This is a genomic window from uncultured Cyclobacterium sp. (assembly GCF_963977555.1).
Lineage (GTDB): Bacteria > Bacteroidota > Bacteroidia > Cytophagales > Cyclobacteriaceae > Cyclobacterium.
This window is the reverse complement of the sequence record NZ_CAXBPD010000007.1, coordinates 271219-283879: the sequence shown is the minus strand read 5'-3', so window position 1 is coordinate 283879 and position 12661 is coordinate 271219. Positions and strand designations below refer to the sequence as shown.

Here is a 12661-nt window from a genome sequence, read left to right as displayed (position 1 = left end):
GGCAACCCTGGCTTTTTTAAAGTCAGGGTTTTTTTGTTATCAATTTTGTCCTCAAAAAGTTTGATTCGATTAAAGGGTATAATTTGGGTCGAATAAAAGCAATTTAATGGCCTGAATCCACCAGCTTTTCTACGCTTTCTTTGTAGGACTCCCCAACCGAAAACTCCATCTCTCCTAAAAACAAACTATTTTTCCGAATGGAGGTAATTTCACTAATAGCCACCGCATAAGACTTGTGAATTCTGATAAACTGATCCAAAGGTAAAAGTGATTCTACCTCCTTAAAACTCATCCTTACCACGAGTGGTTGTGCGACATTTTTTAAGTAAAATTTGATATAATCGCCATATCCTTTTAGCCAAAGGATATCCTCAAATTTTAATTTTACCTGACTGTAATCTACCTGTACAAAAACATAATCCATCACTTTGATTGATGGAGAAGAAGGTTTAATGGTAAGCAATTCATGTCGCTCTTTAGCCCGATTGCAAGCTTTAATAAAACGATCCAAAGGGACCGGTTTTACCAAATAGTCGACAACGTCAAGATCAAAACTTTCCAAAGCAAACTCTTTGTAGGCTGTGATAATTATTGCCAAGGGTTTTTTTTCGAGACTTGAGATAAATTGAAGCCCCGTTAATTCAGGCATCTGTATGTCTATCAATAGAAGATCTATTGGTTGTTTTTGCATTTCCTCCATTGCATCAAAAGCATTGTCACAAGTAGATACCAAATTGAGGTAGGGTATCTTGCTGATATAGTTTTTAATCAACTCTAAGGCAAGAGGCTCATCATCTACGGCAATGCAGTTTATCATTTATTGATGTTTAACGGTATACTTTTTATCTATGTAAATAGGACTTGCCCATCAATTTATTCTTTTTTGACTAAAAATGAAACTTTCGTCATAGGGCTTGTTAAAAAGATTATTCCTTCTGTCCTGGTTCTCAGAAATAAAATCAACCCTTGATCATTGAATTGGGTTGTCGAAGATTTGCTTAGCAAGTGGACTTAAAAAAAGATACCCCTGCACAATACAAAACTGTAAAGGCAAGGGCTTCTCCATTATGAAAATTTTTAATCTACACTTACATTTTGATAGTATACCTTTTTGCCATCTTTTACGCTAATGATATAGTCTCCTTTGATGGCTTTTTCGAAATTGAATGTTTTTGCAATACTTGGCTGGCTAGTTAGGGTCTCTGCAAATACTTTGGCATTTTCCTCATTGATAATTTTAATGTCAACAGCACTCAAATCGCTATTAGTAAGGTTTAAATGTACTTTTTTCCCATCAGTGTCAAATACATTTGTCTTTTTTGACACCTCTTTTCTTATGATTTTGACTGTAGCATCTTCAATTTCAAAAGTGTAAACTACTGATTGAGCATCATCTTTTACTTTGAGAAAATAGGTGCCTGCTTCTAGGTTATTCAGGTTAAAACTTTTCGCGTAATTTTTGTCGGTCACATCATCATAAAATAATGTGTTGGCTTTAGCATCGCTCAGGGAGACAACCGTTCCTTTAGCAGTTGCTGCCATTTTAAATACCAAACTTTTAGCTTCGCTGCCCTTGATCAAACTTGTGCTTGGTTCATAAGCCATAGAAGTTAAAGAGATGAACATTAATGCGGCAATTGCGGTACTTTTAAGTATGTTTTTCATGATCTTATTGATTGAATGTTAGTGTATTTTGATTGTTTGTTTTTAGATTATGGACCAAACATAAGGGGTTTAAAAACTAATTTTTCGAAAGTGCGATGAAACCCAAAAAGACAGCGATGAATAGGGAAAGTGATGCGATTAAAAATTCGAAAAAGCTGAGTATCACGTCTAAATAAGGGATTCAAATCCGGATTCTAAGGCATGGGGAAATGTATTTAATCTAGCTAAAGTGGGAATCCCTTTATTTAAAGGATTGAATCTTTTGACAGTTTATTTCAGGCCTGAGTTGATTACCATCAATTTCAACCATCAGCTTCTGCGAGGAGAATCTACACTACTGTCAATAATTTTCCTTAGGAGAAAAGTTAATATGCTTCAAACTACTGGATTTCCCGCAAGATTAGTATTTTTAGAAATGATGTGTAAAAGTTTTTTACTCAAAACGTTTAAAAGTACTGAGTTTGCGAAACCACTCTATGTTTTATTTTCTATTTTAGGTAAATTCAGAAGATCTAATTTTGGATGACAGAAAAAAATATTACCACAAACCCAATCTAAGAATACATGAAATTTTCAAGAATAATATATTTATTGACGGTATTTGTATTGCTAAATGCCTGTAACAATGAAGTGCAGCAAGATGATTATACTACGGATATATGTGTTTTAGGAGGAAGTGAAGCTGGATTTACTGCAGCAATCCAAGCAGCTAGACTAGGTAAAAAAGTGGTGCTAATTGAGCCCACAGGGCATCCCGGGGGGATGGTGGTAGAAGGCCTCGGAAAAGACATGCGATTTGGGAATACAATTGTAATAGGGGGGATTGCTAGAGAATTTTATGAGACCGTTGAAAACCATTACGGCCTTAAAGCTGAATTTGACAATCCCAAATGGTATTCAAAATATGAGCCATCTGTTGCTGAAGAAACCATAGAGCTACTGCTGGAAAAGGAAAAAAACATAAGCATCATAAGAGGTGCAAGGATAAAGGAACAAAACGGTGTAGTAAAGAACGGAAAGGTTATAGAAAAGGTAATGCTTGAAAATGGTTTAACCATTAAAGCCAAAGTATTTATTGATGCTTCCATAGAAGGTCATTTGCTACATTTTGCAGGTATCTCCACTGAAACCATCCGGGAGGGAAATGAAAAATATGGGGAAACGCTTAATGGGGTGCAAGAGGTAAATACTTTCAAACAGTTTACGGTGGAGGTTGATCCGTATATTATTAAGGGTGATTCATCAAGTGGGCTAATTCCAACCATTCAATCCGGTTCACTAGGAAATCATGGGGATCCGAGTCATTATATTCAAGGTTTCTGTTTCAGAATGTGCCTTACCAAGGAGGAGAGTAACCGGATACCCATCCATAAGCCCGAAGGTTATGAGCCAGAAAAGTATGAGATTTATAGAAGATACCTTAAAGCAGGAGGAAAGCTCTTTTCTCCTGCTCCCAATAGACATAATGGTAAAACGGATATAGGCAGTTGGCACGACTTGTCTGCGAATCTCTATGGAGAGAATTGGGAATACCCTGAAGGCAATTATGAAAAACAGGACAGTATCATCAATTACCACAGGGCTTTTACCATGGGTTTACTATGGTTTTTGCAGAATGACGAAAGTGTAGACAGTCTTACCAGAGCCAATTGGGAAGGTTGGGGCCTGCCAAAAGATGAATTCACAGACAATGGCAATTGGCCGCGTCGCCTATATATCCGAAGTGGAAGAAGAATGGTTTCAGATTATGTCATCACTGAATACAATACGGATATTAATAATAAGGATACAATTTCAGATCCTGTAGCCATTGCATGGTGGCCACCTGACATGCACCATGCGCGAAGAATTGTAAAAGATGGCAAAGCTTACAATGAAGGATTCACGCATGTAGAAAATGACAATAGCTGGAAACCATTTAAAATATCTTTTCAATCTTCTGTTCCTAAAAAAGAAGAGTGTGTCAATCTATTGACACCTACCTGCCTGTCTTCGAGTTATGTAGGTTATGGTAGCATCAGAATTGTCCCTACATTTATGGTCTTGGGTCAGAGTATAGGGGCTGCAGCTGCTCTTGCTGTTAGTGAAGATATAGCCGTTCAGGACATACCCTATACGGAGTTAGAGAAGGTCCTGCTAAGTCAAGATCAGTTGCTAAGCCTTCCGGATAATTGGCTGGAAATAATCACTAATAACAATTAAGCAGGAGCAAAATTTCAATAATTGGTTAGCAAAAAAAGCGGCTGCAATTTTTGCAGCCGCTTTTGTACTTTATCTTTTAAGAATTACCTACGCAAGTAATAGAAATGGCCATCCTCAGCACCTGCCAAAACATCCCAAGTGCCATTTTTATCCCAATCAACAAAGGTTGGGCTAGTGGTATGTCCAGCTAGGATTTTTTCAGATAAAGGGCCTTTGTGGTTGAGGACCACCTTCTCAGGGCTTTCACTTACGTTCTCAAACAATGAAATATTCACACTGTTGATCAATAGGTCCAAATCCCCGTCATTGTCCCAATCCATGAAACTGATTTTCCTTCGTCCACTGCTACCGGCATCCGAGATGTTCAACCTTAAGACTCCCGGATTGGTGTCCTCTACTATGTCCTTATTGGTGAAGGTGGAACCATTTTCCCCATAAAAAATTCTTTTCCCGGGTTGAAGAATGGGTTCTCCATTGTTCCCTTTGCCCTCAAAAAGTGCCAGGTAACCTTCATGGTCCAGCATTACCAAATCCATAATGCCATCCTTGTTCCAATCAATGGCATAAGGAGTAGTTCTCCACTGTGTTGCCAATTCATTGGCTTCAGGCTTCCACCAGTTCCAAGCTGGATGTGGAGGGTTTTGACCTGCCCAGTCTACTTTCACCGGTTGTGGTGCCAATAAACCATTGCCTGTATTTTTAATCCATTCTACACGTCCCCAGATAGAGTTAAACACAATGTCTTTATTACCATCAGCATCCCAATCGGCAACTGTCAAGGTGGTATATCCCCATTTTGCTTCTGCAGGACCTTGGATTGATCCGTTGTCTCCGGCTTGAATTCTTATAGGTTCCCCATCTATTTCCAGTAATTTTGGCTCAGCCCATTTTGGTTTGGCAGCCCCGTCCAAGTTTTCTATAAATGCAAAATGACCTGCAGAATTTCCGGCAATAAGGTCTTCATCACCATCATTGTCCCAGTCCACACTCACCGGCGTCACCAATGCCCCAAATTTGAGATTGTCTGCCTGTTGTCTAAAGTATTTTGGAGAGTCAAAAATAGGTAATCCATTTTTTGTTTCTCCGGAGTTTTTGATCAATGCTACTCGACCATCTTCATCCCCTACGACTAGATCCACATGACCATCCTTGTCCCAATCTAGGGCTACAGGAATGATCATTTCCAGGTTCATTTTAATAATTCCTTCCTCATTTTCCAGTAATTTTCCTTCTTTATATACTGGTTTTTCTCTGGTACCAATGTTTTCAAAATAGGTCATTTTATCTAAAAACTCCCCACAAATAAGGTCCAGGTCTCCATCACCATCAAAATCGGCAAAATTCGGTGATGGTGCCCCATATACATTTATTTCCTCACCACCGGCTTGGATCCTTCCGCGGTTTTCATATGCCCCATCTTTGTTTTCTAGCAAGTATACATAACCAAACAGCGGCCCATTGGTCCAGACACCTTCCTCATTGTAGGCATCATCCCATCCGTAGGAAGACCAATCATCCATCCCAACAATAACGTCCAAATCCCCATCGCCGTCATAATCCACCATTTTCCATTGATTGAATCTAGGTTTTTTACCCAGTTCTTTGGTTAGCTCTTCAATTGGGAAAAGGTCTTCAGGGGAGGAGTCCAAATCGGATATGAAGTTCGTCAGCTCTGCACCCGGGGTTAAAACCCTTACGCCCTGATCTGTATGAGAAATTTGCACTTTAGAGATGGCATCACCAATTCTTACCGGAGGAGCGAAATCAGGAAATTCTTCCCCACTTGTGTTTTCAAAAAAGTACAAACCATTGAAAGGCTTGTCTGGGCAAGATACAAGCATGTCCATGTCGCCATCGCCATCATAATCCATTGGCAACGGCCATGCCCATAAGCCCACACCTAAAAAGGAACTGGCGCCCGGGTTGTTGTATTTAACTATTTCAAAATCACTTGGCGTTTCATTGTCTTCTGTAGCTTTGGGACTTGAGCAAGCTGCTACAAAAGCCAGGATGCCAAGTATTAAAAAGTTTTTCCCAAAGGGATTCTTTAATTTTTTCATTTTAATAATTTGGGTTTCATGTGTCATATTATTAATTATTGTTTTAAGCTAGTTTTCAGTGCCACAAATTTTTATTGAAAATGAGCATTTAAAATGGGTGTTTAGTTTCGAATAATTTGTCAGCTATCCGCTGTGATGATCAAGTAACTTTAAGTCAATACTTTTTTATCCAAAAATATTGACTGCTTAGCCTGATGCACACAACAATTTACCGCAATTGTCCAAAAGTGACCACGCGGATAGGGATAAATTAAGCTTTCCTGTTTTCGCTTTTTACTTTTCCCCAATAAATATCTAAAATAATTCTTTATTCACATAATATTATATTGTTACTGGTAGCTAAATAGAGAAATATACCTCTAATTATAGATTTGGCTATAGGATGATTGGCTTGAAAAGGGGTAGAGCAATGTATCAATTTAAATGGGGGCCCAGACATGATTTATTTTTAGATAAAATTTCAAAATCTCGTTATTTATATTTGGAATTAATCTAAATAGAGGTAAATTCGTGGCTCAATAGTTTAATAATAATTAATCTAAATAAATGTTAAGGATCTTATTTACCTGTTTATTAGCTTTCTGTATGTATGCATGCTCCCCGAATGATAAAAATGCAACGGATAATTTAAGCGCTAAAGGTGAGCAAATTATTACTGCCGGAGGGACCATCACTGAGATTGTGTATTCCCTTGGATTTGGAGATAAAATTATTGCTACTGACCGTACGTCTACCTATCCTTCATCCATGCAGAAATTACCAAGCATAGGTTATAGAAATCAGATTAAGGCGGAGGGGATTTTGTCACTTTCTCCTGACTTGGTTTTAGCTGAGGATGGCTACTTGTCTGAAGAGGTGGTGAACCAGCTTAAATTGATGGACTTGCAAATTCATTTTTTTAAGAAGCCTGAGGATCCAGAAGAAACCAAAGCACTTGTCAAAGAATTGGCAGACTTATTTGGGGTAGCGAATAAAGGGGAAAAAATAAATGAAGAAATAGACATAGACTTAAATGAATTGAAGGATTACTTAAGTCAGCAAACGGAAAAGCCATCGGCAGCTTTTGTGATGGCACGAGGACCTGAAACTTTATTTCTAGCAGGAGAGAAGAGTTTTGTAGCATCTATTTTCAACTTAGCGGGAATAGGTATGGCAGCTGAAGGCTTTGAGGATTTTGTTCCTTTGACGCCTGAGTCATTGGTGACCATGTCTCCTGAGTACCTTGTTTTGTTTGATTCCGGACTTGAAAGTTTGGGAGGAGTAGAAGGACTATCCAAAATTCAAGGCATGAAAGAGACCAAAGCCTTTCAAAAGCGGCAGGTGCTGAGTTTTGACGGACATTATTTGTCTGGATTTGGTCCTAGGGTTGGGCAAGTTGCTTTGGAATTAGCCAAAGCTGTTAGAAATAAATAATGGCATTCATTCAGGCTTCAACGAAAAAGCACTTAAGTCGATGGGTATTGGTTTCATTGACCGTATTTCTTGTTGTTGTTTTATTGATTTCACTTACCAAAGGTGCCTATTCTATCGGCTTTTCTCAGGCATTTGCGGCATTAGTTAAGCCTTTAGGCTTCCATTTAGAGGCTTTTGATATAAGGTCTTCCAATGTTTTGTTAAAGATTAGACTTCCTAGAATAATGTTGGCAGTTTTGGTTGGTGGAGGCTTGGGGATTTCCGGTGCTGCTTTGCAAGGCTTGTTTAGAAATCCACTTGTAGAACCGGGTTTGATAGGAGTGAGTAGTGGTAGTGCCCTGTTTGCCGTTGTTTTCTTGGTGCTTTTACCGGGAATGGCTAGCACTGTACCATTCTTGGAAAAACTAGGCTTGCCCTTGTTTTCCTTTATCGGTGGCTTGGTCAATGTATTTGCTGTGTATTACTTGGGCTCCAAGAAAGAGGGGGAAAGTACTGCCACCATAATATTGGCCGGTGTGGCCATAAATGCCTTGGCAGGAGCCTTGATTGGGCTGACTTTGTTTTATGCGGACGATACTGCTTTGCGCAGTTTTACTTTCTGGAGCTTGGGAGATTTAAGCGGTGCTACATGGAGTAAATTGCCTATTGCTGCGGTGCTAATTTGTATTCCTTCACTCGTTTTATTGCGTGGGTCAAAAAATTTGAATGCCATGGCCTTGGGGGAAAAAGAGGCCTTCTATATGGGAGTAAATGTTAATCGAACAAAAGTGATATTACTCGTTTCCACAGCGCTTATTGTAGGCGTGGCGGTTTCTTTGACTGGGATGATAGGCTTTGTGGGCCTAATCGTTCCTCATTTGATGAGAATTAGTTTTGGTGCCGATCATCAGTTGGTTTTACCCGGGTCCTTTTTATTGGGAGCAATTTTATTGAACTTTTCTGACCTTTTGGCCAGAACAATTGCCATTCCTGCTGAAATGCCCATAGGGGTAATTACTTCCTTATTGGGTGCACCTTTCTTTATGAGCTTGATCTATAATCTAAAAAAATAATACAGCAATGCTAAGGGCCTCAAACATTCAATTTCGGACAAAAAATCAAACCATATTGGATTCCACCAGTTTGGAAGTTGAATCCGGTCAAATTACAGCTGTTTTAGGTCCCAATGGAGCCGGAAAAACAACCTTATTTAAACTGATTTCTGGCGAATCACCCTGCTCATGTGGAGAGGTGCATTATAATGGTCTCAATGTTGCCAAGTTTAAGGCAAGGCAGTTGGCGGAAATACGGGCTGTAATGCCTCAGCATTCATCTGTAAATTTCCCTTTTACAGTTCGTGAAGTTGTTGAATTAGGGCTTATTTCAATTCAAGCACATAATCCCGATAAGACCATTGCCGAAGTCATGGACTTGGCTCAAATTGAACACCTTCAAGCTAGAGAGTATTCCCTATTGTCTGGAGGAGAAAAACAGCGCGTACAACTTTCAAGAGTGTTGGTTCAGGTATGGGAAAGAAAACCTTACCCTCGTTATGTGTTGCTGGATGAACCTACCTCAAGCTTGGATATAGCCCAGCAGCATGCTGTTTTGGATATCTTATGCCAATTAAAAAACCGAAATATTGGTGTATTGGTAATTCTACATGACTTGAATTTAGCAGCACAATATGCAGACAAAATTCTTCTCCTCAAATCAGGTAAGGTTTGTTTCTGTGGTCCAATGAAAGAAGGTATGGACGAATTCCTGCTAGAGAAGGTATTTGATTATCCTATCAAATGCATGCATTGTGAAGCCACCAATCAACTAATTATACACAGTTCCAATCAATCAAAAATGTATTCATCGTCTCGGACCATGTAGTAAAATAGGTATTGCTACTATCGGAGAAATCAAATTTTAAAGAGATATCATTATGAAAACCATACCCACTCCAATGCTTACACTAAAAGAGTCATGGGAAGAATTAAAAAAGCAAAATCCCAAACTTAGAATAAGAGATGCTGCAAAGGAATTGAACGTGTCCGAAGCTGAATTAATTGCCACGGGACTAGGAGAAAATGTGGTCCGTTTAGCTACTGATTTTATCGATCAAGTAAAAAAATTCCCGCAATTGGGAAAAGTAATGGCCCTTACTAGAAGTGAAGGCTGTGTACTGGAACACAAAGGAAGGTTTCAGAAAATTGAGATTCATGGAGCCGGTCCTCATCAAATAGCTACAGTGATCGGCCCTATTGAGCAAAGGGTATTTTTTTCCGGATGGAAATATGGCTTTGCCGTAAAAAGTGAAAGCCCAAGAGGTCCTCTTTTTAGTTTTCAATATTTTGATGGGCAGGGAGATGCAGTGATGAAAGTTTATATTCAGGAAGAGTCAGATCATGAGTTTGCCAATAAAATGATCGCAGCTCATGGTCATGAAGACCAGACTTCTGCTCTGGAACCTGAAGCAATGGCAGTGCAGCAGTATACTGCTAAAGAAGATTTGGATTTTGAAAGCTTCTCTTCGGATTGGGAAAACATGAAAGACACCCACGATTTTTTTGGCATGTTGCGTAAATACAAGCTGAATAGATTAAATGCTGTGGAATGGATTGGTGACAAATGGGCCTATCAGGTGGACCGCCTTTCTGCTAGGAAGATCGTAAACATCGCTTCAGAAACAGAATTGCCCATAATGATATTTGCCGGAAATAAGGGAAACATTCAAATACATCAAGGCAAAGTAAAAAACATCAAACAATTGGGCAATTGGCTAAATGTAATGGATCCGGATTTCAATATGCATCTCAATGAAGATGTTGTCGATAAGGTATTTGTTGTTCATAAAAACACCACAGATGGACTTGTTTCAGCACTGGAATTATTCGACAAAAAAGGAGATATGATTTGTCAGTTTTTCGGCTTGAGAAAACCCGGAATTCCACAAAAAGGGGAATGGAAAAACCTGTTGGACAGCTTGAGTTAAAAAAAGTGCAGGGATATTAGCTCCCTGCACAAAAAAATTTGAACCCATGTTTAGAATTAATCTTATTAAATGGAGTAGCGTATTTCTCCTTAGCCTTTTGGCAATACTTTCCTCTCATGCCAAAGAAGGGGAGAAAGTGATTGTAGACAATCACGGGAAGCCCTTGGCAAACGCTGTGGTTCAGGTTGACCAATTTCCGCCTATACTAGCTGGCCCTTCGGGGGAAGTGAGTTTGAACCTTTTAGCTTCCGGTGATTCAGTTTTGGTGTTTGCCTTGGGGCATGAAAGCAAGAAGTTTAGTTGGGATGAATGGGCAATGGCTGAGGTTATTGTTTTGGTCGAAAAGGAGGGAGAGCTGAACGAAGTTGTGGTTTCAGCCACTCGAACGGACAGAACTGTTGAAGATTTACCTATGCCGATTAGCGTTGTGGGCAAAAAGGCCATTCAGGAAACAGGGGGGATAAGACTCTCAGAGGTTTTAAGTGAGCAAACAGGCTTACAAATAGTATCTAATCATGGCACAGGTTTACAAATGCAAGGACTAGATACAGATTACATTCTTATTTTATTGGATGGGGAGCCATTAATTGGCAGGACCGCCGGTACTTTTGATTTGAACCGTATTTCTGTTTCGAATATTGAAAGAATAGAAATTCTCAAAGGACCTGCAAGTGCCATATATGGGAGCGATGCAATGGCCGGAGTAGTAAATATTATAACAAAATCCGGTGGGCAGGGCAAAAAAGTGGATCTGGGCTTGAGACAGCGGTCTTTTAATACTTGGAATCCATATCTAGACCTAGGGATCAGAAAGGAAAAATGGAATGTTGCTGCCCTTTACGATTACTATACCACCGATGGCTATGATTTAAGCCCCGAAGTTACGGGCCATACCCAAAACCCTTATTGGTCACACAACGCACAGCTTAAGTTAGGGGCCAATCTAGGATCAGGGTGGAATTTTAATGTCTTTATGCGTGGATATGCCGAACGGGCCACCGGATTCTTGGCTGTTGAAGAAACTTCCGGGCAGGAGTTGCTGGATGTGGTGGATAAGCGAAATGAAGTCAATGTCAATCCTACTCTGAGATACAAGCCAAACAATGATTGGTTGATTACGCTTAGGACCATGAGTACCATTTTTAAAACATCATCTGTCAGCAAGTATCAAAAAGAAGGAGAGCTGTTTGATGTTCAGGATTTTAGACAGTTTTATCAAAGGACGGAGTTGCAAACAGATTATAATGTGAATCAAAAACAGTTGTTAACCTTGGGTTTAGGTTTTTCAGGAGAAACAGTTGAAGCCACCCGTTATGATGATAAGAACCGTTTCGAAGCGACCTATTTTTACTTGCAACACCAATGGGACGTTTCTGATAAAATCAATATAGTCAGTGGTGCACGAGGGGATTTTCACAGTGTTTATGGGAGTAGGTTAAGCCCAAAGCTTTCCGGTCAATACAAGTTTTCCAAGGACTTTAGTTGGCAATTGTCTATTGGTTCAGGATTTAAAGCGCCGGATTTCAGGCAACTGCTTCTTAACTTCAATAATGCCTCTGCAGGATACTATGTCTTTGGTTCCAATTTGGCAAATGAAGCCTTGACCGCATTGGAGGAAAAAGGTTTGGTTGCAAAACGTCTTATTCAACCAGAGAATCTTGGCGAATTAAAGGCGGAACATTCTTGGGCCATAAATACGGGGTTTCGATGGAAACCTATCGAACCATTATTGGTGCAATTTAACGCCTACAGGAATGCCTTGGAAAACATGATCGAAACTGCCCCAATAGCGCAGTTGGTTTCCGGACAAAATGCTTTTTCTTATTTTAATATTAGTAGTGTAATCACCCAAGGACTGGATGTAGACCTGCATTATAAATTCAATGAAAACCTGAATTTCAGTGCCGGTTATGCTTTTCTGGATTCCAGGGATTTAGATGTGGTTGCACAAATAAAAAATGGAGAAGTCTATAAGAAAAATGCCAGTAACCAGACTATCCGAGTAACGACTGCCGACTACGGAGGGCTTTTCAATAGAAGCGCGCACAGTGGAAACTTTAAGGTCAACTATGAGGAAAACCGTACCGGTATCAATTGGGCTTTAAGGCTAATTTACCGAGGGAGATTTGGGTTTTCTGACCTTAATGGAAACCTGATTTTGGATGACGAGGGGGAATTTGAGCCCGGATGGCTTACCATCAACCTGACCTCAACAAAAAGCTTTAACAATGGAATATTCCTAGAGGCCGGAATTAATAATTTACTCAATACTACCCAAGTATCTCAACCAAATATGCCGGGAAGATTACTCTTCGTAGGGTTGAAAATACCACTATTAAATTTATAACTATAACACAAA

The 12661-nt window shown here is 39.6% G+C and carries 9 protein-coding genes; 6 read left to right on the top strand and 3 right to left on the bottom strand.

Annotated elements, in window-relative coordinates; genetic code table 11:
- Positions 1-103: 103 nt before the first annotated feature.
- On the bottom strand, positions 104-817 hold the full coding sequence (locus AAC073_RS11230; protein WP_339923927.1) for a response regulator transcription factor: 714 nt from the start codon (positions 815-817) through the stop codon (positions 104-106).
- 260 nt (positions 818-1077) lie between these two features.
- The gene (locus AAC073_RS11225) at positions 1078-1665 is read right to left on the bottom strand and encodes a hypothetical protein (protein WP_339923926.1); all 588 of its coding nucleotides are present in this window, start codon (positions 1663-1665) and stop codon (positions 1078-1080) included.
- Between the two features lie 564 nt (positions 1666-2229).
- Here AAC073_RS11225 and AAC073_RS11220 point away from each other — a divergent pair.
- A complete protein-coding gene (locus AAC073_RS11220) occupies positions 2230-3867 on the top strand; it encodes an FAD-dependent oxidoreductase (protein ID WP_339923925.1) in 1638 nt (545 codons plus the stop codon).
- An 83-nt stretch (positions 3868-3950) separates the two neighbouring features.
- Here the strand turns inward: AAC073_RS11220 and AAC073_RS11215 are convergent, their stop codons facing one another.
- Complete coding sequence (locus AAC073_RS11215) at positions 3951-5927, bottom strand: VCBS repeat-containing protein (RefSeq protein ID WP_339923924.1); 1977 nt, start codon at positions 5925-5927, stop codon at positions 3951-3953.
- 585 nt (positions 5928-6512) lie between these two features.
- Here AAC073_RS11215 and AAC073_RS11210 point away from each other — a divergent pair.
- The 5 genes from AAC073_RS11210 to AAC073_RS11190 are packed head-to-tail and all read left to right on the top strand — an operon-like array spanning position 6513 to position 12649.
- The gene (locus tag AAC073_RS11210; RefSeq protein ID WP_339923923.1) at positions 6513-7340 is read left to right on the top strand and encodes an ABC transporter substrate-binding protein; all 828 of its coding nucleotides are present in this window, start codon (positions 6513-6515) and stop codon (positions 7338-7340) included.
- Positions 7340-8392, top strand: a complete 1053-nt coding sequence (locus AAC073_RS11205; RefSeq protein WP_339923922.1) for an iron ABC transporter permease — start codon at positions 7340-7342, stop codon at positions 8390-8392. Before AAC073_RS11210 ends, AAC073_RS11205 begins: the two co-directional genes overlap by 1 nt.
- A gap of 7 nt (positions 8393-8399) precedes the next feature.
- Entirely contained in the window at positions 8400-9200 is an 801-nt protein-coding gene (locus AAC073_RS11200; RefSeq protein WP_339923921.1) for a heme ABC transporter ATP-binding protein, read from the top strand.
- Positions 9201-9252: 52 nt separating this feature from the next.
- Positions 9253-10302 (top strand): ChuX/HutX family heme-like substrate-binding protein, encoded by a 1050-nt coding sequence (locus AAC073_RS11195; RefSeq protein WP_339923920.1) that lies wholly within the window; start codon positions 9253-9255, stop codon positions 10300-10302.
- 46 nt (positions 10303-10348) lie between these two features.
- Entirely contained in the window at positions 10349-12649 is a 2301-nt protein-coding gene (locus AAC073_RS11190; protein ID WP_339923919.1) for a TonB-dependent receptor, read from the top strand.
- Positions 12650-12661 lie beyond the last annotated feature (12 nt).

What these genes read in the sequence shown, in the direction of transcription:
- AAC073_RS11200 (WP_339923921.1), top strand. Translation starts at nt 8,400, where the DNA reads ATGCTAAGGGCCTCAAACATTCAATTTCGGACAAAAAATCAAACCATA.
- AAC073_RS11195 (WP_339923920.1), top strand. Translation starts at nt 9,253, where the DNA reads ATGAAAACCATACCCACTCCAATGCTTACACTAAAAGAGTCATGGGAA.
- AAC073_RS11220 (WP_339923925.1), top strand. Translation starts at nt 2,230, where the DNA reads ATGAAATTTTCAAGAATAATATATTTATTGACGGTATTTGTATTGCTA.
- AAC073_RS11230 (WP_339923927.1), bottom strand. Translation starts at nt 817, where the DNA reads ATGATAAACTGCATTGCCGTAGATGATGAGCCTCTTGCCTTAGAGTTG.
- AAC073_RS11225 (WP_339923926.1), bottom strand. Translation starts at nt 1,665, where the DNA reads ATGAAAAACATACTTAAAAGTACCGCAATTGCCGCATTAATGTTCATC.
- AAC073_RS11210 (WP_339923923.1), top strand. Translation starts at nt 6,513, where the DNA reads ATGTATGCATGCTCCCCGAATGATAAAAATGCAACGGATAATTTAAGC.
- AAC073_RS11205 (WP_339923922.1), top strand. Translation starts at nt 7,340, where the DNA reads ATGGCATTCATTCAGGCTTCAACGAAAAAGCACTTAAGTCGATGGGTA.
- AAC073_RS11190 (WP_339923919.1), top strand. Translation starts at nt 10,349, where the DNA reads ATGTTTAGAATTAATCTTATTAAATGGAGTAGCGTATTTCTCCTTAGC.
- AAC073_RS11215 (WP_339923924.1), bottom strand. Translation starts at nt 5,927, where the DNA reads ATGAAAAAATTAAAGAATCCCTTTGGGAAAAACTTTTTAATACTTGGC.